The sequence below is a fragment of the Catonella sp. genome (genome assembly GCF_052169795.1).
Taxonomy (GTDB): Bacteria; Bacillota; Clostridia; order Lachnospirales; family Lachnospiraceae; genus Catonella.
In genome coordinates, this window is the sequence record NZ_JBQNBU010000018.1 from 17,944 (window position 1) to 39,282 (window position 21,339).

A 21,339-nucleotide genomic window follows, 5' to 3' on the forward strand; every position below is an offset into this window, starting at 1 on the left:
CTCATTCCTCCTATAAGGAGATTATAGCACATTGCGCATGCAAAAATAAATACATTTTGTATATTTTTTACTTCCTCCACACCATCTTATTCACAACCCCGGTATAGCCCTGAATTATCCTAACCACCTTATCACTCACATTCTCGTCCATATAAGCAGGTGTAGGGAGTCCAAAGTCCCCATTTTTCTTTAACATTACCGCTGTATCTGCTGCCTGTAAAAGGCTCTTTTCATCTATTCCTGCAAGTATAAAGTCTCCCTTGTCAAGCGCTTCAGGTCTCTCTGTAGAAGTCCTTATGCAGACAGCAGGGAAAGGATTTCCCTCACTTATATAAAATGAACTTTCTTCCGGAAGGGTTCCGCTGTCTGAAACCACCAGAAAAGCTGACATTTGAAGCTTATTGTAGTCATGAAATCCCAAAGGCTCATGCCTTATAACCCTGCTGTCAAGTTTAAATCCTGACTCTTCAAGCCTCTTTCTGCTTCTTGGATGACAGGAATAAAGTACAGGCATATTGTATTTTTCAGCAAGCTTATTAACTGCCTTAAAAAGCGAGGTAAAGTTCTCCTCTGTATCTATATTTTCTTCTCTGTGCGCAGAAAGAAGTATGTATCTACCTGTTTCAAGCTTAAGTTTTGTAAGTATGTCACTAGACTTAATTTCAGCTAAATTTGCTCTAAGTACCTCTGCCATAGGGGAGCCTGTAACATAAGTCCTTTCTTTAGGAAGTCCGCATTCTGCAAGATATCTTCTGGCATGCTCCGAGTAAGCTAAGTTTACATCTGAAATAATATCAACTATCCTGCGGTTTGTTTCCTCCGGCAGACATTCATCTTTACATCTGTTACCTGCTTCCATATGAAAGATAGGGATATGAAGTCTTTTTGCAGATATAGCTGAAAGGCAACTGTTGGTATCTCCTAAGATAAGAAGTGCATCCGGCTTAAGACTTACCATAAGTTTATATGAAGCCGCAATTATATTGCCAACAGTTTCGCCAAGGTCAGCTCCCACCGCATCCATATATACTTCTGCATCATCAAGTTTTAAATCTTTGAAAAAAATACCGTTTAAGTTGTAATCATAGTTCTGCCCTGTATGTGCTAAGATGCAGTCAAAATAAAGCCTGCATTTTTTAATAACCTCTGAAAGTCTTATAATCTCAGGTCTTGTACCTACTATTATAAGCAGTTTTAATTTACCATTGTTCGCAAAACTTATATCTGTGTAATCTGTTTTCATTATTATTCCTCGTTTTCATTTTTAAGTCTATATTTTCCCTTACCTGCTTTATGAAGCACATTCAGAAGACCTAATCTCAGCATTTTTTCAATAATCCTTGCTGCTTTTGAGTCGCTATACCCAAGTTTTTCTCTGACTTCTTTCCTACCAATAATATCTGTGTCTTTAAATTCCATCAATATTTTTAATACATTATTATATACTGTCGCAGTAATATTTCCTTTATTATAAGCTTCTTCAACTTTGGCTATCATCCATTTTTCTTTCAATCGTTCATTTTTCTTGCTGATTATTGTTTTTTTATCTTTTAACCGTTCATTTTTCCTGTCAATCGTTGTTTTTTTATCTTTTAACCGTTCATTTTTCCTGTCAATCGTTATTCTTTTCTCTTTTAAACGCTCATTTTGTAAATCTACGAAATTATTGTATACTACCGTTTTAAGCATAAAAGCGTCCATATAATACTGTGGTCTGTTAAGTCCTACATCTTCAAGTTCCTTGGACATACGGGGCACTCCCTCTCCATATTCCTTCACATACTCATAAGCTTTCAGATACTCTGCAATTTTAGGATTTCTGGAAAAATGTGTATGCCAGATATTGTCCACCTTAACTACCCCAGGCAGTCTCCCAGGGCTTTCTACCGATATGTGGTCATCAAACATCTTTATCTGTATATCTGTACCCATTATATTATATGAACGATGTGTAACAGCATTTACTATTATCTCCTGCTGGACAAATTTGGGATATTCCTCCTCATTTACAAATCTTCCATCACTTCCAAGATAAGTTCTTTCTTTAGTCTGTGTCCTAAGAAATTTTACTGAATCCTGTATCATTTTTAATATAGTACCTTCAAATATCACGTCTTTTATGACATTCATTTCTCTGCCAACTTTTTCTTCAGTACCTTCATACCTTATAAACCTTACTCTTGCACGAGGAAAAAAGTCCTGTGGATTTTTACCAAATAGAAGAATTGCAGCACTGCTTATCTGAAGTTTGCCGTCTTTTTCTTTGACGAAGCCCTTATTTTGCTTTAAATATTCCATAGGAGATTTATTGTATCCAATTTTTTCTGTGTATTCTTTAACCAAACTTAAATCAATATCAGATATTTCCGCTTCCGGAACAGGCTTATCTTCAAAATGCCTCTCTCCCTTATCGTATGTGAGTTGAAGTCTCTCCTCAAATCTTAAAATCTTGGACTTATCTCCTACTCTGAAATATGCCTCATCAGCCTGATTGGAATGCACTTGAGGGCTTGCATCTACCTTCATAAGCATAATATGATTTTTTCTGCCTTTGTAATCAATGCAGGGAACTTTTTCAAGCATTACAGAAATAGTTGGATGACAATAATCAAAAGAAACTCTCAAAAGTTCATTCAGTTTTTCTGTCTCAAAGTCGATTCCTTCTATTCTCTTTGTCTTGTCAGATATGCCAATAGCAACAATCCCTCCATCAGCATTGGCAAATGCAACAAGGGAAATAGCCAACGCTTTAGCATCTACATTTATACTTTTTCTTTCAAAAATCTGCATTTCTTCAAATGCCAGAACTTCATCTATCGTCATCAGCTTTATTTCCTCTCTACCTTCTCTGAGAAAGTATCCGGTCTGTTTTTGTCAAAGCTTTCATTTGCCCACATAAGAGTAATCAAGTCCTCTGTATCAGACAAATTTATAATATTATGGGTGTAGCCTGGAAGCATATGTACAGCCTCTATTTTCTCACCGCTTACATAAAACTCCAATATCTCATCAGTTCCTATCTTTCTCTCCTGTATAAGAGCCTTACCCGAAACAACTATGAAAAACTCCCATTTGGTATTGTGCCAGTGCTCTCCCTTTGTTATACCGGGCTTGCTTATATTTACTGAAAACTGTCCACAGGAAGTGGTCTTTAACAGCTCTGTAAAGCTTCCCCTGTTGTCTGTATTCATCTTAAGCGGAAAACTTACTTTTTCTTTTGGTAAATAAGATAAATATGTTGAATACAGCTTCTTTGCAAAGCTTCCTATTGGGATTTCAGGCATAATCAAGGTTTCCGGCTGTTTCTTAAAGCTTTCTAATGTATCTACTATGTTTCCTAGGGTTTCTTTATGAGTAACAGGAATATAGGCATACTTCCCATTTTCTTTTGCTACCGCCTCTACTCCCTCATATTCGCAGTATTTCTCCTTGTTCTCAAGTGCATCCAAAAGCCCTTCCATCAGGTCATCTATATACAAAAGTTCAAGTTCCGTATTTCTGTCATTTATCTGTAATGGCAAATCATTGGCTGTATTATAGCAAAATGTAGCTACTGCCGAGTTATAATTAGGTCTGCACCATTTACCGAATAAATTAGGAAACCTATATACAAGCACCTTTGCTCCTGTATCCTTACCATAGTTAAAGAAAAGCTCCTCTCCGGCAAGCTTTGATTTACCATATTCGGAATTTTGAAATCTTCCGGTAAGAGTAGCCTGCACAGAGGAGGCAAGCATTACAGGACAGGTATTTTTATGCTTTTTCAACTCATTTAATAAATCTGTAGCAAAACCAAAATTCCCCTCCATAAACTCGGAAACATCAAGAGGGCGGTTTACTCCTGCCAGATTAAATACAAAGTCAGCCCTCTCACAAAAGTAAAAGAGCTGTTCTTTGGTTGATTCTAAGTCATATTCAAAGATTTCATCAATCTTAAGTTCAGGTCTTGTAGTATTTTTACCATCTTTTATGCACTTAAGATTTTCAACCAGATTTCTGCCTACGAAGCCTTTAGCACCTGTAACCAATATATTCATATTATTTATCTAATCCTATTCTATGCCTTTTAAACTTCTATTTATATAAATACTATAACAAACCTAAGTTAGCTATTTACTCCGTTCTTCTCAAGTTCTTCTCTTATGTAGCTAAGTTCCATAAGCTTAACCTTTACTGCTTCGACATCAAGAAGCTCTGTGTTATTTGAGTTAAACTCTGTTAGTTTTGCTCTCTCAGTGTTTCCTTCTGTGAAATATTTATCATAGTTAAGATTTCTGCTGTCGCATGGCACTCTGTAAAATTTACCTAGGTCTATAGCCCTCTCGCACTCCTCATTGGTAAGTAAAGTCTCATACATCTTTTCACCATGCCTTATTCCTATCTGTCTAATCGCAGCTTTATCCCCGTTAAATAAATCACAAACTGCTTCTGCCTGTACCTTTATTGTACAAGCCGGAGCCTTTTGTACAAGGATATCTCCTGTTTCCCCGTTTTCAAATGCAAAAAGCACCAAATCAACTGCCTCTTCAAGCGACATAATAAATCTTGTCATAGAAGGCTCTGTAACAGTAATCGGATTTCCTGCTCGTATCTGGTCTATCCAAAGTGGAATAACCGAGCCTCTCGAACACATTACATTACCATATCTGGTACAACAGATTTTTGTTTTTGACTGCTCTACCGTACGGGACTTGGCTACTATAACCTTTTCCATCATAGCCTTGCTTGTACCCATTGCATTTACAGGATAAGCTGCCTTGTCTGTTGAAAGACATATTATACTCTTAACACCTGCTTCTATAGCCGCATTAAGCACATTCTCTGTTCCCAACACATTTGTTTTAACCGCTTCTATAGGGAAAAATTCACAGGAAGGAACCTGCTTAAGTGCCGCTGCATGAAAGATATAATCTACATCATTCATAGCATTTTTCACTGAATTTATATCTCTTACATCTCCGATGTAAAATTTGATTTTCTCAGCAACTTCAGGCATTTTCGCCTGATACTCATGCCTCATATCATCCTGTTTCTTTTCATCTCTTGAAAATATTCTTATTTCGCCTATATCGGTAGAGAGAAATCTATCCATTACCGCATGTCCAAAGGAGCCTGTTCCACCTGTTATAAGTAAAGTTTTTCCTGTAAATATACCCATGATATCTGCCTTTCTGAAATACTGTATCTTGAAAATAAATTTATAATATGCTATATTTATGGAGAGGAGAGTATCCATTTCAAAATGAATACTCCCCAAGCATGATTAATCTTTTTACAGACTACTCAGCTTGCTTGCGACAAGCTGGTAACTTACTTTCTCTTACTAAGATAAGTAAGAATGGCGATTAGAAAACCGCCAAAGGATATTAGCAAAGCTATTATCCCTATGAGAATCATGATGATTTCATAAGCAGTCATCAACACCACCTCCCTTCGTATATTTCCGATTTTCGGTTATCGGTTTTATATTTAGGGAGTTTCCCTTTTTGTCACAGATACTCTCCACGGGTTATTCTAGCACAAACAGCTTATTTTTTCAATAAATCCCTATTTTTTGACGGTTACAAGACATATATTTGAGCACTTTCCCATATTGAATTTGTACCGTATATATGTAATAATTATCCCAATATATAATAATGGGTATGATTTATGAATATTATGCATGTGTATGTCGCAAGTGCAGTAGGTATAGCTCTTGTACTGTCTATAATAATCTGCAATGCTTCAATCTTAAAGAACGAGAAGGCTGATTACAATATGCTTAGGTATATGCTAATAATAGTAGCCATTGCCTGCTTTTTTGATGTCGTAATTTTTGTTTCAGATGGAAAACCGGGTGCAACATTTCGTATTGCAAACTTACTTGGTAATACCATCACCTTCCTTGCCACTATTTCTATCTGTCTTCTCTGGAATTCTTTTATTATTTTTCATCTTTACGGTGAAACCGCTAAGACCAAAAGAAAGGTTAAACTTCTCTCTATTCCCGCAATAATAATGTCATCAATTACCCTAATTAATCTATTCATACCTTTGGTTTTTACAATAGGTGATGATAATATTTATAGACGCACTCCTCTAGCCTATGTATTTTCTTTTATCTCCATATGCTACATACTATACAGTGCATATATTCATATTACTTTCAGACATAAAAAATATGTAAATTTCTTTCCTGTCGGAGTATTTTTATTTCCGGTTCTTACAGGCTATCTTGCTCAAACTTTATTCTACGGGCTCACTACCGGCTGGGTCAGTGTCGCCGTAGGTCTATGTAATACCTTTATGAGTATACAGAAAGAAAATGCTTATATAGACAGACTCACCGGTCTTTTAAATCGTGCTTACCTTTTTAGTTCCAAACTTTACACTTCTATGCATGGCGGAATAATGCTTGATATCAACCAATTTAAATATATAAATGATACCTGTGGACACAATGCAGGCGATCATGCCCTTATAGAAGTTGCTGCTATTTTATATGAATCAATAGAAGACCATGATTATGCCATACGCTACGCAGGTGATGAGTTTATCATTTTTACAGAAAACAAAGGAATCGAGTGCTTGTTACAGCTTAAAGAAAAAATAATCACAGAACTGAGTAAGATAAATTCTTTGCCAAATAGAGATTATAATTTATCCCTCTCCTTCGGTCTTGGCGAGTATGACCCCGAACTTGAAAGTTTTGATGAGTTTATACATAAACTGGATACCAATATGTATATTGATAAAAAAGCATACTACAGTACCCATCAGGAACTAAGTAGAAGAAAGACTAGAAATTAACTTGCAAAAATCATATCATAACACGAACCCCGGAAAGAAAAGAACATCTTTCTCTCCGGGGTTCAACTATTATTACTTTAATCATACTTATACAATATATATCCAAAACAATGTTTTACAAAGAACAAAGTATCTGATACAGAGTTCGGATATACACAATCTAATGGAGCTGAGGGGAGTCGACAATAGATTTTAGCCTTAAAAACCCTGATTTTATCGCATTCTTTAATTGAAAACCTTTGAAATACCCCACCTATACCCCAGCTTAACATATCCTTATCATATTCATTGCTTTGGCTTCTTCTTCCTTGATAGTGTGAATATATTTGTTATATGTAACTGTTATTCTTGCGTGTCCCATCAGTTTACTTATAACTTCAATTCCTACACCTTTTCTAAGAAGATACGAGCCAAAAGTATGCCTTAATGTATGCAATGATACTTTTTTATCAATGTTAGCTTTTTTTAATAATCTTTCTAAACTTCTCTGTAAGTTTCTTGCTCTGTTCAATGTTCCTGCCGTAGTACAAGCAACATAATCAGAAACAATATTATTTCGCTTATCATACGCCCTTAATTCTTCTAAGTATGACATTACTGAATCATTTAAACTAATAACCCTCATTCCTGCATTTGTCTTAGTTGAGTTTTTTATTCTGCTATATAGTTTCTTCTCTCCCTCTTTTGCTTCAAAATTTCTAATATCCGATTGAAGAGTTTTATTTATATAAACTATATGGTTTTCAAAGTCTATATCACTCCAACTAAGAGCCAACATCTCTCCAACTCTTAACCCCAAATTGACTATAAGGAGAAGTACTAAAAAATCTCTACTGCAATATTCCGCAGTTGACTTATACTTCTCTAATGCAACCTCCTTAAATTTTTCAATTTCGTCATCTGATAAAGAGATTTGTTTTTTTGTAGGTGTCTTAATACAACTTTCTTTTGGTAAGGTAACACCATCACAAGGGTTTAAGAATAATATACCCTCTTGTATTGCAGTTTTAAAACAAGGATTTAATAACTGAATAATCTTCTTTAAACCAGATATAGCAAGAGGTTTTATTTTACCGTTTGATGGATTAGCCATCTCGTCTATAAAGTTTTGTATGTCTCTTGCTTTAATATCTCCCATCATTTTTAGCCCTATTGTATCTTTTAACTGATGTTCATATACAGAATAAAGCCTATAATATGATGGTGGTTCTATCTTATTCAGTTTATAAGTTTTTAGCCAATATTCAATGTAGTCACTTAGCAGAATTTTTTTAGGTTCAGAGAAACCATTTTCAACCTTCATCAAGTAAGATTTAGCTTTGTTTTTTATTTCAGCTTTGGTATATCCGTAAAAACTCTTTCTAATTCCATCATTAGAAATCCTACCCTCATAAAGTCCATTCTTTCTCTGTCTAATAGTCATACTACTAATTATACTTGTTACACTGTTCAATTTATCCTCCTAAATAAAGAACAATGTAGGATTTATGTAACTATTAGATAATTATATCACATAAACCCTTACATTACTACATTTAGAAATATATTTCTTCCCCTATATGCTTTTCTATCCACTTTTCAAGTAAATGATATGTAGTTATATAGTCTTTTCCTACCTTAACTAGTGGTAGCTCTCCCGACTTTATAAGTTGTTTTATCTTCGTCTTACCAAAAGGTAGAATATCATATAAATCAGACTGTCTTATTACCTTTTCTTCTATATATATCTCTCCTTTCTTTTCGTGCTTAATAATCTATTCAAATGGTAATATATCACTATCCAAAACCTTTATAAACCCTTCTTTGTCTGCTAACGCCCTTCTTTTCAAATCCTCATAGTTTATATATTCACTTGCTGGTATAGAATAGGTCTTATACTCACCATCTTCAATATAATGAAATACTATTAAATCTAATCTCCTTAATAGCTGTTCTATTTTATCTCTGCTTTTCTTATCATCATCAACCATCATAGAATAAACTTCATCTGGCGGAAATATAGAAGTTATTATACAGGAGTTCCACAAACAATAAGTGTTTGTATATCTGCAATGAATTTGAGTTCTACTATACTTATCCAGTATAGTTAAGAGCTGGCTAAATCTCATATTACCTTTAAATTCATCCATAAATATTATGGGCGGTGCTCCCTGCTCTATATAAAAGTCAAAGCCCCCATTTTCAAAATCTGTAGCCATATATACTTTTTCTTTAGAATATTTTTCACATAGCTTAGTATAATAAAAAGTTTTGCCACTTCCGCTCTGTCCTACATGCCATTCATTGTGCATATCTTTTATTATAGGTGTATCTTTTATTCTTTTATCGATATATGCTGATTTTATCATTTTTTCATATCTGCGATATTTAAAGTTTTCCATTATTTCATTAGGTGTATAGCCTTTATCTATTAAATCTGCTATATCATCTAAATCACTTCTTTTTCTTTTATTGTCTTGTATATGTTCAATTCCTATTGTATATAAGACTTTTTCACCTTTTTCATCATAAGGCGGTTCTTTTAACAGATAGCCTTTTAATTCTTTCTTTCCACCCATTTGTGGCTCAATATGAGCGTCACACATTACCTTACTAACATTACCGAGTGTACTCAAATTTCCGTATAGTGCCATATGTGCATGATAGCAGCCACTTTCACTAATACATACAGATACACCGCATACTCTGCCTTTTCCGCTCTGTTCCCATTTAGTTGTTATGAAATCAGCCAGTTTACTAGGCTCTTTATAATCTTCTTCTTTTAACCCCCCTTTCTCCATATTAGCAATATGGAAAGTTCCTATCCAAGCCCTAGCTTTATAATCCTTAGAAAATCTTCCCACTTTTTACAGTTCCTTTCTTTGTTACAATATATTGTGTAACAAATTTTCCTTATTATTAAAGGCTTTGTATAGTATTTTTACAGTTACCTTAGTGAGTTGGTAATACTGGCAACTCACTTTTAATTCCCCTGCCCTTGCTCTCCTTGCGGAGAGCAAGGGCAGGGGAGATTGTAATTCAAGCATATCATTTCAATATTTCTTTTATATGCTTTTTCCAATCTACTACATTAGTAATCCTAGGATAATATATTTCCATCAATGGATAACCATCCGCCAATATACAGCCTTCTCCTTGATGATAAATCTTTAGCGGTACTTCTTCCCCAGCAAATACCATACCTTTTTGTTCCTTACTCATTCTTCCAAGTCCGACAATTATCATAAAGTTATCCCTAGCCCCATTTGCAAATAAACTTGCGTCTGCTCTCTGTGTAACAATCCATACACCATAAGATATGCCACGCCCAAGCATTAGAACTTCTGATACCACACTTATAATATCAGTTGCTTTCTTTGTCTTTTCCTGTTTATCCTTAGTTGTAAAATAGTTGATACAAGCTGGATATTCGTCAAAAATCAAAATATGCCTTCTGTTTTCATCTCTCTGCTCTCTTGCATTGCAAAAGCTATTATAATATTCCATCACACCATCATAACATTCATTTCCCTTATAATAGTGTTCATAGCCATTCAAAAATTCAAAGTCTTTTGAGTTCTTAAAGTCGCAGAAGTAAACAACTATCTTAGAATCATCTTGAAGTAAGCACCCTAACAAATATAATAGTGCATAACTTTTTCCAGAGTTGCTAGCACCAGTTATAAGAGCATGGCAATAACTACTGATTTTTAAGTCTAGGGGGAAAGGATTGCTCCTCTCACTCCCTTTACTATACCCCCAACGCATTATTTATACTTCCATTTAGCGTCAGGAATATTAGATACTGTCTTACTTTCCTGCTGTACCATCTTCTTTTGTCTTAGATATTCAGCATATTGAGGACTATAAAAGACAGATTGTATTAGGAAGTTTCTGTCCATATCTTCAATTACATCAATATATACAGCGTCATATATATTACCGTATGAGTCTATGAACTTCTCCATAGCTAATGTCGGAAAGTCTTTATTTTGAATTTTTCTATTGATTTCAGCTTGAAGAATACTTATAAATTCAGTAATTTCTTCTTTCTGGTATCTGGTTCTTATATCAGTTTTTTCCAGTCTAAACTGGTAGAAACATATATTTTGAGAAATAACATAATGACTTTCCAAAACTTCTATATCTGCCAAAACTCTAGGCACTATTCCACCTATATTTTCAGCACAGCTTTTTAAAGTCTGATAGATTATATTTCTCATTGTTGGATATGCCTTAATAGCCTGTTCCTCTAATTCCAGCAATTCTTGTGATATGGTTGGTTCTTCTTCTGTTGGTTTGTCCATTTTTGCTTTTACATAAGCAAACAGCCAACATACAACACTAATTATCACTATCACCTCTATATGGAAAGTAATTAACCATAATATAAGCCATAGTAAAGCACCTGCCAATATAGCAAAGCCGCTTAGGGATAGTACAAAAAATATAATTAGCCTTTTTACATCTCTGGTTTCTTTTAATCGCTTATAAGAGTTCCAAAACCAAGTTATTGGAAAAGTAATAATACCAAGCAACCATTCTAAGAACCACATTATTTTATCACCTCCGCACTATCCGCATTACAACTAAGGGCATATTCACCGCTATTAGTTCTATAAAACTTTCCAGTTAGATTATCAAAGATAACCCTAACTTGTCCACCTGCCTGCTGTATCTGGTCATTAGTAATCATTTGCTTACCCTTTATCTTTACAATAAATTTCTCATATTTATTATTAGGGCATACTATATGATACTTTTGACCTACTACTTTTCCACTAGGCTTTCCATCAACATATTCTTCTAATGGAGATACGCTTAGAAGTACACACTCCCCGTTTTCATCACCGCTAATTTGTACTGCTGTTAAAACTACACTTGTTATTATACTCATAATTAAACTCCTTATTTTTAATGGTGGTAAGTTAATGAAATTTTTACTTAATCCATTAACTTACCTTTGTTAATAAACTTTAATTGTTATCAGCAATAAATCTCTTGATAACTTCACATAATGTTTCAGAGTCTTTGTGTTTCAAGTTTTTTATTTCATCCACATTGCTTACTAATGGCAGAGGATATCCTTCATAGTCAAACTCATTAGGTCTATCATATTTTGCAAAATAAAAATATATGTTTTTCTCTCTTAGTTGAAATCTTACTAATACATTTCTACCTCTTGTGATATTTCCATTCTTGCCATCTGAATATACTTGTAGCCAGTAGCCTTCCCCATCACTTAGAGTAGAATCTATATTTTTTTCTAGAAAATCAATAAATCTTTTCATTATAAACTCCTTTATTATTAATTTAATTTTTAAACCGTACAGTTTAGTAATTCACTTCTCACCAAGATTAAGCTATAATATGAACTGTCGACTAAGTTCTAACTTTTCTACTTGATGTGGTTAGTATAATATGAAAGAAAAGTTGTTGCTACTAGAAGAAAAAATGATATAAAAAATGATATTTAAAAAATTAATTCGAGTTGCAAGGAGGATTTTTACAATGGGTAGAAAATCACAACATAATATCAGTCGAGCCAACATTTGGGAAAATACATTCTCAAATATTCTGACTAAAGATACTAACCCCACAATTAAAGAACTACTCTATGCAGTTTTAGCACAAGAGACTTTTGGTTCAGAATACATAGATGATATATTCTCTAAATGGGATAAAACTTATAGTGATATATTTAATATACTCAAAGAATTAGAAACAAAGTTAGCAAGCAAATCAGCTTTCAAACTTCAAAATATTGATTTGAAACAACCTTATACAATTGAAGACGAAAAATTTGTTAAAACATGGAACAATGTCAAATATTCTCTTGAAAGATTACCCAAACATTTTCAATCACTAAATGACAATACTATAACTATTAAATTTGAGGATAATTTCAAATTCTTAGAAAAAAGTGTGGGATTTTCAGTTAGACAAGAACAAAACATTAAGAATTTTTTTCAAGAAGATATTATAGGAAATCCTTTAACATATACTCTTAAAGATAATCTAAGCCCAAGAGTATCAGATGATGTAGTATTATGTAATTTAGCTTTAATTTTAGCTTTTGCTCACAATAAAAGCATTCCTTTTAATATTTTAAATGAAGAGCTTTCAGAACAATTAGATAATATCCTTATAAAAAATAATACCGATTTATCAACGGAAGGTAATAAAAAAATAAACACAGATAATTTTAACTTGGCATTAGATTTTCTTAAAAAACACATTACTAGCTACATACCATTTAGTAACGAAATAAAGTATCAAATTATTTTTACTTCATATATAAATGCTACATATAAAAGAATACATAAACCTTTAAATGAGTGTATAAAAACATTAGAAAATATAGTAACTTTCCTTAAAAATAACATTAATTATACGCAAAATACCAAATTATTAAAAGAAATATCCACCCTATTTTTTGACCAAGAGATAGAGTATAAATCCCTAAAAACATTGTGTGAAAAATGGACTTCTTATTTAAATAATTTAGAAAACTGTAAAAAACAAGTACTGGTAGAATATCACAGTTTATTACCTAAAATAGCATTTGAAGTTTTACAATCTGAACTTCAAATAATTGATAATGAAATATCTGAAATTGCACACAGTGTTTATAATAATTTACAATGTACTAATAGTGATATTAATAAATATTATGCTTTTGTATCTAACATTAGAACGAGTAATAATTTTGACCACTTATGGTATATAATCGAATCTTTAGTAAAAATGCCAGACTCAATTTCAAATAATTTTATAGATATATTTATGAGCAAATTTAATAATGAGAAAACACAGTCTCATGTTAATATCAATATTTCTCTTGATGATTTGAAAGACCTTGTAAACACAATACATCTGTCTGGTGAACATCTAGAAAAATTAGCAACAATACGTTTTGATGAGCTAACTGATAAAAAATGGAATTTTTTGTATTGTCTGCCAATAATAGAAAATGAAAATAAAGAATGGTTTGAAGATTTTTTTTCTATGTTAAAAATTTACTGCAAATAAAAGTAACCATATATTATTAAGGGATATCCCAATTCTATGAATTGAAATATCCCTCTTTTAATTATATTACTAGAAAAATACAGCCTATAAAGCCCCACTCTCCGAGTGCCTTCGGTAAAGGGCTTGACAGGCTTCAAACTACTTCTTTAGTTAACAATACACTCCTACATTGTTCGTTTTTCATACCCCAATTATACCCCAATTAGTATGGTTCAAACTGGTCTTTTTCGGTCTAAAACGACCTCTTTCACATTTCCCAAATTCCCTGAAACCCTTGAAAACACTGCATTTCTTAGGTTTCTTAGTAATGGAGCTGAGGGGAGTCGAACCCCTGTCCGAAAACCCATCCATTGTACTTCTACAAGCTTAGCTAATTGTTTGACATTCCCTCCATCAGGCTTGAATCAGCACAATTCTGACTTTAGTAGACTCTAATACGCCCATAGCCACGAGCCACTGACTATGTCGTTTCCTGCTTATTCGATGCCTTAGTCTGCTATGCAGGTATAACAGGTAAGACAGCTGCCATTAGGCAGCGTATGCTAAATTATCTTCAGCGTTTGTATTTAATTTTGGATTTAACGCATTCCTGCGGCTTGCTTCTCCAACTTCAAAATTCCCGTCGAAACCGGTACAACCCCGGAATATAAAAATTCTAAATGAATTTTCTCATAATTAAAGAGACCGTAGCCATGTAAGACTACGGTCCAGAATTAGCATTTAATTATTCAGCTATAGAAACATTAACTGCTCTAAGCTTGCTTGAATTCTTAGGATCTGTCTCTGTCTCAAATGTAACTCTCTGGCCTTCAGCGAGAGTCTTGAAACCTTCTACATTGATAGCAGAAAAATGTACAAATACATCATCTCCGCCGTTATCATTGGTAATAAATCCGTAGCCCTTCTCTGAATTGAACCACTTAACTACTCCTGTGTTCATTTAGGTATCCTCCTGTAAATAAAAATATTAGTTGCGTAATCTTCCAGTTAAAGAGCTTTAGAGCAGGTACCTTTTAGTAGTGCTGCGAGCTAACGAACAAACACAAAAATTTAAGTTCGACTTCTTTAAACTTCAAGAATACTATATAATGTTATCATACAATTCACAAAAAGTCAAATAGATTAATATTTTGCGTGGCTTTTCACGACATTAATAACTAATGATTATTATAATCATTTCTAATATAACTTAAAATGGTGACTAATCATTGCAATTAACTACACAAAGATATCTAATATCATCCATTAACCACACATTATCAAATTCTGTGTAATTATAACCATAACATTTAGTCTAAATTCCCTTAAACCAAAATTTAAATTCAAGTTTCTGATTATTTTTGATATGATATTCATTATGTGGTTTTGCTCCCCAGCTATCGTCGCCACCTATGCCCATCTGCATCAAATCAGTTCTGATAACCGTGAAATGAGTTTTGGGCAGTTCATTTGGATGTGTTGCTTCTTCAAGCTGGTTAGGAGTATACGGCAGGACGGAAAATCCCATATAGCGGTCTGTAACTACAGCATTATTTGCTGCTTTGCTCTCACCTAATGTAGGGTCATCCTGCTTCTCACTTACAAAGAGAAGCCCTCTTCCCCTTCTGTCTGTGACCTTGGCAAATCTTACATTTACCTTATGCCCACACTCCTGAGGCACAAGATATGGTGCTAAATTATCCTCCACCTTATTGCTGAAAAGCCCTATCTTTGCTCCACTCCTCCTATCCTCATAGGTTTCCGAAAAGCCTGCTCCATACCAGGTAAGATGGTCTAAATCAGCATCCGTCTTAAACATCATTCCAAACTCAGGCATATCAAAGTTTTCTTCTTTTGTCTCATAGCTGAGAGTAGTTTTTACAAATCCGTCTTCAAATACCTTATAGCTTACCAGACACTCACCCATTCCTGCCATTCCAAGCACATAGGTATATACTACCTCAACATATCTTTCTGTCTCTGTCTTATTGCTGTTATCATTTACCTTTACATATATACATCTGGAATAATCTCCGGCTAATTTCCATTTTCCGTACTCCATCTGCATACCGAAGCCTCTGTCATTATCTATAGGAGCACGCCAGAAATTAGGACGAGGCTGGCTCTTAATAAGCTCTACACCTCTTACCTTATAGCTTACAAGCCCACCATACATTTTAGAAAATAATACGGAGAAATATTCACCTTTAACCCCTATATTATAATCTCCCGGTATAAACTCAAGCTTTCCTGAGTAAGGCTTTAATTCTGCATTTTCCATAGAGGAAGCATACATATAATCATATTTCTCATTTCCCTGAGATATTTTCTTAAAATACTCTGTTTCAGCTTTTTTAACTACTGCCTGTCCAAAAGCAATTTCATGTCCCTTCTTCGCATAATTCGTGCACTTTTTAAGCCTTACGGAAACTTCTGCTACAAATTCTCCTTCAAATTCAGGCAAAACTATAGGCAGGTCATATACTTTTTCAGATAATGGTTCTACATCTGTAGAAAACATTTCTTTTGCATACTCTTTTCCGTCCCTGTAGAGAATTTCATATATATCAAATTCAGAAGTATTGGTAAAAAGATACTTGTTCTTTATTCTTACCTTTCCTTCACCTACAAAAAGCTTAATTCCCTGATAATTAAACTTAACCTCTTGCATCTTTGGGGATTCTGCCCTCTCAGACCCTATAGCTATACCGTTTCCACTAAAATTGCCGTCATTAGGTCTGTCGCCAAAATCTCCGCCATAGGCTTGAAATTCTATACCGTATCTGTCCTTTTTATAAATGGACTGGTCTATATAGTCCCAGATAAATCCGCCTTGAGCCCTTGGTTCTTCTTCTGTGTATTCTACATACTTGTGCATAGCTCCGTTTGAATTACCCATAGCATGGGTATATTCACAGAGGATGAAAGGCTTATCGGGAAATTTTCTCAAATACTCTCTGATTTCAGTCACAGGCGGATACATACGGCTTTCTATATCAGTACTTGCATCGTAACTTCTATCGTGAAATACCCCTTCATAATGCACAAGCCTTGTATCATCAAGCTTTCTAAAAAGCTCTGCCATACTGTAAATAACCTTACCGCCAAAAGACTCATTTCCAAGTGACCAGATAATCACACTTGCACGATTTTTATCCCTGTGATATGTAGATGTAACCCTGTCTAAGAGCATCGGCTCCCATTCCATATGGTCTTTTGGAAGTGAATAGTCTTCTCCATGTGCTCCTCTTGCATCCCACGTTCCATGTGTTTCCATATTGTTCTCGGCTATCACATAAAGTCCGTATTCATCGCAAAGCTCATAGAGATACTCTGTATTTGGATAATGGCTGGTTCTTACCGCATTTATATTATTACGTTTCATTGTGATAATATCTGTTTCGATTTCTTCCCTTGTTATAGCCCTTCCATATACGGAGCTGAAATCATGCCTGTTTACTCCGTTAAATACCACTCTCTTACCATTGAGGAGCATTATCTTATCTTTAATCTCTATTTTCCTAAAACCAATTCTTTCACTTACAACTTCTGTTAAATTTCCGTTTTCATCAAAAATTTTAAATGTAAGCTTATATAACTCAGGCTTTTCTGCACTCCAAAGTTTAGGCTCTTTTATCGCAAAACTTAAGTTTATTTTTTCAGAAATATCCTTCTCATCAGTTAATATACTTTCGCCTTTATATGAAAGTTCGGTAACTAATCTACCTTTCCCCTGCAATAAGCCTTCTATCTTAAGCTCGGCATTATTAAATGTTTCATCTAAAATAGTTTTTACTGTAAAATCATTTATTCTTGTTTTTGGAAGCACATCTACATACACACTTCTGTATATACCTGAAAATCTAAAGAAATCCTGATCCTCACACCAGCTTCCTATATTCCATTTAAAGACCATAACTGCAGCTTTATTAAGTCCTGTCTGAATAAACTGAGTTATATCAAAGCTCGTGGCAGTAAAGCTGTCCCCTGCATAACCCACATATTCACCATTTACCCAGAGAGCAAAGGCACTTTCCACACCTTCAAAGGTAATGATGATGTCCTTATCTAGTGCCTTGTCTGAAATATTTAACATTTTCACATACATACCCACAGGGTTAAATTCCTCAGGGACTTCTGTATGGGATACGGCCTCTACTCCATCCCAAGGATACTGCACATTGGCATATTGGGGTATGTCGTAGCCTTCCATCTGCATATTGGCAGGCACAGTTATACTATCCCAGCTGCCGGTACAATATTCTTTTTTATAAAAGTCTTTTACTGCAAGATTATAGTTTTTTGCATAAGCAAACTTCCAAAGACCGTCCAAAGAAACCCTAAGGCTCGATTTTCTTTCATCAATTTCAGTCTCATTTCCATAAGGAATGAATGAAGCCTTGGCAGGCAGGGCATTTTCTTTGAAGCAGGATACGTCTTTTATCATATCAATATTAAACACCTGTTATACCTCTTTTCCTCATATTAATTCGCTATTTAATTGCACCTGTAATACCTTCTGCAAACTGTTTTTGAAGCATAAAGAATACTACAGCTGTAGGAAGTGTTGCTATCAGAACTCCCAACATAAGCATACCATAATCAACAGTGTAAGCACCAAGAAGATTAGCAACAAGCATAGGCATGGTTGTAGATTCATTTTTCTGGAAAATTACCTTTGGCCACAGATAACTGTTCCATGTACTCATAAAGGTTACCGTTACAGCTGCACCATAAGTTGAACGCATTGTTGGTACAAACATAGTAAAGAATATACCCACTTCCGATAAACCGTCCATTCTTGCCGCTTCAATGATTTCCTTAGGAAAACTTCTTGCTGCCTGCCTAAACATCATTATAAGAAATGGAGTAGCTAATCCGGGCAACATGAACGCAAGCCATGAGTTGACCATTCCTGCTTTTGAAAACATAGTAAATAAAGGAATCATTGTTGCTACAAAAGGAAGCATCATAGCTGCAAGCAATACAGTAAACAGTACATCCTTTGATTTCTGGTGATAAACTTCAAAGCCATAGCCCGCAATAGAACATATTATCATAGAAAAAAGTGTAAGCAGTACTGAGTTTCTTACAGAATTTACAAAAGCTCTTCCCAAATCCTGATTACCTATCAGAGATTTAAAATTCTCAATAAGATAACCTCCCGGTATCAGTTTACCCCTCATTATATCTACACTTGTATTGGTTGCCGCACAAGCCATCCAATAAATTGGAAAGATTGAAAGGAGTGAAACTATTACAAGAAATGTATATACAAAAATCTTCTGTTTCTTAGTCACGCTTATCACCTACCTTCATCTGAATTACTGAAAGTGTACCCACCATTACAAGGATAACAACTGAAAGTGCCGCTGCATAAGGGAAATTAGGACTCATTACAAATGAGGTCTTATAAATATAATGCGACATTGTCATAGTTGCTATACCCGGTCCACCGCTTGTAAGGTTAACAGATTCATCAAAAAGCTGTAATGTACCATTTATAGACATAATTGCAGTAAGCAATATCGTCGGTCTGAGAAGAGGTACTGTTATTCTTCTAAATGATTGAAAAGGTGATACCCCATCAATTTTGGCTGCCTCATATATTGAATATTCGATATTTTGCAAACCGGCAAGGTAGAAAACCATATTATAACCTGTCCATCTCCAGATAAGTGCAATTATAATTACAGCTCTCGCCATCCAATCATTTTGAAACCATCCTATTCTGTTAAAACCGAAATTTACAAGTACATTATTTATAAAGCCGTCATTTGCAAACATTGACCTGAATATCATTGAATATGATACCAGTGAAGTTGCACAAGGTAAGAAAATCATAGTTCTGAAAATCCCCTTAAACCTCAAGCTCTTATTATTTAGAATAGATGCAAGTGCTAAAGCTATACCAAGCATTATAGGCACCTGAATAACAAGATAAAATAACGTGTTAAATATTGCCTGAATAAATTGCTTATCTTTTAATATTCTTGCATAATTAGCTATTCCGTTCCAATTAAGATTAGTACCGACACCCTTTTTTAATGAAAGTATTATTGCCTGAAACATAGGAAAAAAGCTGAAAATGACAATAAGAAGAGTTGCCGGAATAATAAATGCCCAGCCAATTAAAAGATGTCTTTTAACAAGACTTAATCCTTTTTTGCCTTCCATATTAGTTCCCCTTTCTTAAAACAGGGTTGTCGCATTAAAGAATAAGTAATATTATCTCTTTATTACGGCAACCCTATTTCAATCTACTCTAGAATCTGACTGTACATCAGCCACCCATATTAAACTCTACTGTCTCTTGTGCCGCTTTTAATTCATCTTCAATATCGGCACCTTTCTGGATTACATTGCTAAGTCCTACGCTTACCGCATTTCTTGCGTCATAATAATAAGTACCTGTTATATTGCTTGGAATCTTGCCTGCAAATTCTGTGATAAGTGAATATATCGGTTTTCCTCCGAAAAATTCTTGTGGCTTACTGTATACATCACTGTTACCTGCAGGAAGATATGTAGTAAGAGCTCCTGCAGAAGGAAGAATTGTCTCATAAAGTTCTACGCTTCCTGCAAAAGTTGTATTTAAGAAATCAATAGCAAGCTTCTGATTCTCGGATTTAGATGTAATTGCCCAAGATGAACCGCCATTATTTGAATAATTGGTAGCACCTTCAACATCATCAAACCTAGGCATGTTGTTAATTGCCCATTTCCCTGAAAGATCCTTTGCAGCAGTAATGGAACCGATAATCCAGCATCCGTTTATAACAGCTGCTGTTGAACCACTCTGTATAGCTGCAATATACTGATCCCAGTCTGTAACTTCAACCAAGACTCCTGCCTTATAAAGTTCCTGATATATTCCAAGAGCTTTCCTAAGTACTTCATTATCAACTATATTAAGCGAACCATCTTCCTTAAACATAGAAGAACCTGCTGACTGGAGCATCATCATTATTAAATCATTTGTTCCTGCTGTAACTGTAAGCATAGGAGTATTGGTCTTCTCTTTAACCTGTTTTCCAAGTTCAAGAAATTTGCTCCAGGTAATGTCCTTGAAATCATCTGCTTTAAGTCCTGCTTTTTCAAGTATATCTATCCTGTAACCGCCAATAACAGCACCATTATCAAAAGGCACTCCGTAATGAACGCCATCAAGTGTTGAATATGCCTGTTTTGCTTCACCGAAGTCTTTAAAATTTATTCCTGAATCGTTTAGTCCCAAAAATACATTGTTAAAGTTACTTGTATATTTCTGGAATGAATTATCCTGCATAAGGAATATATCAGGCAAAGTACTAAGATCCCCCGATGAAGCTGCTGTGGTAACCTTTGTTTCAACATCATCAGAACGAACTTCTTCAATATTTAACTTAAACTGTGGATCTTTTTTCTGATATATCTTCTCAGCCTCTTTCATAGCATAAATATTAAATGCCTGATCCCAACACCATACTGTAAGCTCATGACCTCCATTATCAGTAAAGTTTCCTGTTGCTGCAACACTGGTTTTTGCACTTGACGCAGGCTTTGAACCTGCTGAAG

General features: G+C 34.6%; 17 protein-coding genes and 1 other RNA gene. 2 read left to right on the forward strand and 16 right to left on the reverse strand.

Annotated elements, in window-relative coordinates:
• Window positions 1-67: 67 nt before the first annotated feature.
• The 4 genes from wecB to ACTTKP_RS04430 all read right to left on the reverse strand — a co-directional run bounded on the left by wecB (window position 68) and on the right by ACTTKP_RS04430 (window position 5,158).
• Entirely contained in the window at window positions 68-1,243 is a 1,176-nt protein-coding gene (gene wecB, locus ACTTKP_RS04415; protein WP_442552693.1) for a non-hydrolyzing UDP-N-acetylglucosamine 2-epimerase, read from the reverse strand.
• Between the two features lie 2 nt (window positions 1,244-1,245).
• On the reverse strand, window positions 1,246-2,823 hold the full coding sequence (locus ACTTKP_RS04420; protein WP_442552694.1) for an ATP-binding protein: 1,578 nt from the start codon (window positions 2,821-2,823) through the stop codon (window positions 1,246-1,248).
• Between the two features lie 5 nt (window positions 2,824-2,828).
• A complete protein-coding gene (locus tag ACTTKP_RS04425) occupies window positions 2,829-4,037 on the reverse strand; it encodes a polysaccharide biosynthesis C-terminal domain-containing protein (protein ID WP_442552695.1) in 1,209 nt (402 codons plus the stop codon).
• Between the two features lie 68 nt (window positions 4,038-4,105).
• On the reverse strand, window positions 4,106-5,158 hold the full coding sequence (locus ACTTKP_RS04430; RefSeq protein ID WP_442552696.1) for a polysaccharide biosynthesis protein: 1,053 nt from the start codon (window positions 5,156-5,158) through the stop codon (window positions 4,106-4,108).
• Window positions 5,159-5,652: 494 nt separating this feature from the next.
• Between ACTTKP_RS04430 and ACTTKP_RS04435 the strand changes: the two genes are divergently transcribed.
• Complete coding sequence (locus tag ACTTKP_RS04435; protein ID WP_442552697.1) at window positions 5,653-6,792, forward strand: GGDEF domain-containing protein; 1,140 nt, start codon at window positions 5,653-5,655, stop codon at window positions 6,790-6,792.
• A gap of 265 nt (window positions 6,793-7,057) precedes the next feature.
• On the opposite strand, the gene ACTTKP_RS04440 is transcribed toward ACTTKP_RS04435, so the two are convergent.
• The 6 genes from ACTTKP_RS04440 to ACTTKP_RS04465 form a co-directional block, all read right to left on the reverse strand.
• Complete coding sequence (locus ACTTKP_RS04440; protein WP_442552698.1) at window positions 7,058-8,245, reverse strand: tyrosine-type recombinase/integrase; 1,188 nt, start codon at window positions 8,243-8,245, stop codon at window positions 7,058-7,060.
• A gap of 301 nt (window positions 8,246-8,546) precedes the next feature.
• A complete protein-coding gene (locus ACTTKP_RS04445; protein WP_442552699.1) occupies window positions 8,547-9,635 on the reverse strand; it encodes a hypothetical protein in 1,089 nt (362 codons plus the stop codon).
• Window positions 9,636-9,819: 184 nt separating this feature from the next.
• Window positions 9,820-10,410, reverse strand: a complete 591-nt coding sequence (locus tag ACTTKP_RS04450; RefSeq protein ID WP_442552700.1) for a hypothetical protein — start codon at window positions 10,408-10,410, stop codon at window positions 9,820-9,822.
• Between the two features lie 128 nt (window positions 10,411-10,538).
• Complete coding sequence (locus tag ACTTKP_RS04455) at window positions 10,539-11,327, reverse strand: hypothetical protein (RefSeq protein WP_442552701.1); 789 nt, start codon at window positions 11,325-11,327, stop codon at window positions 10,539-10,541.
• Entirely contained in the window at window positions 11,327-11,668 is a 342-nt protein-coding gene (locus ACTTKP_RS04460; protein ID WP_442552702.1) for a hypothetical protein, read from the reverse strand. Before ACTTKP_RS04460 ends, ACTTKP_RS04455 begins: the two co-directional genes overlap by 1 nt.
• Window positions 11,669-11,747: 79 nt before the next feature.
• Window positions 11,748-12,062: a hypothetical protein gene (locus tag ACTTKP_RS04465; protein WP_442552703.1), complete on the reverse strand. Its 315-nt coding sequence runs from the start codon at window positions 12,060-12,062 to the stop codon at window positions 11,748-11,750.
• 220 nt (window positions 12,063-12,282) lie between these two features.
• Here ACTTKP_RS04465 and ACTTKP_RS04470 point away from each other — a divergent pair, with 220 nt between their 5' ends.
• The gene (locus ACTTKP_RS04470) at window positions 12,283-13,803 is read left to right on the forward strand and encodes a hypothetical protein (RefSeq protein WP_442552704.1); all 1,521 of its coding nucleotides are present in this window, start codon (window positions 12,283-12,285) and stop codon (window positions 13,801-13,803) included.
• A 305-nt stretch (window positions 13,804-14,108) separates the two neighbouring features.
• Here the strand turns inward: ACTTKP_RS04470 and ssrA are convergent.
• The 6 genes from ssrA to ACTTKP_RS04500 form a co-directional block, all read right to left on the reverse strand.
• Window positions 14,109-14,444: a transfer-messenger RNA gene (gene ssrA, locus ACTTKP_RS04475) on the reverse strand.
• Between the two features lie 83 nt (window positions 14,445-14,527).
• Window positions 14,528-14,743: a cold-shock protein gene (locus ACTTKP_RS04480; protein WP_442552705.1), complete on the reverse strand. Its 216-nt coding sequence runs from the start codon at window positions 14,741-14,743 to the stop codon at window positions 14,528-14,530.
• Between the two features lie 354 nt (window positions 14,744-15,097).
• Window positions 15,098-18,229: a glycoside hydrolase family 2 TIM barrel-domain containing protein gene (locus tag ACTTKP_RS04485; protein WP_442552710.1), complete on the reverse strand. Its 3,132-nt coding sequence runs from the start codon at window positions 18,227-18,229 to the stop codon at window positions 15,098-15,100.
• A gap of 46 nt (window positions 18,230-18,275) precedes the next feature.
• Window positions 18,276-19,082: a carbohydrate ABC transporter permease gene (locus ACTTKP_RS04490; protein ID WP_442552706.1), complete on the reverse strand. Its 807-nt coding sequence runs from the start codon at window positions 19,080-19,082 to the stop codon at window positions 18,276-18,278.
• Entirely contained in the window at window positions 19,075-19,959 is an 885-nt protein-coding gene (locus ACTTKP_RS04495; protein WP_442552707.1) for a carbohydrate ABC transporter permease, read from the reverse strand. The genes ACTTKP_RS04490 and ACTTKP_RS04495 overlap by 8 nt, the downstream gene beginning before the upstream one ends.
• Before the next feature lie 106 nt (window positions 19,960-20,065).
• Window positions 20,066-21,339 (reverse strand): ABC transporter substrate-binding protein (locus ACTTKP_RS04500; protein WP_442552708.1); only part of this gene is annotated, 1,274 nt, incomplete at its 5' end.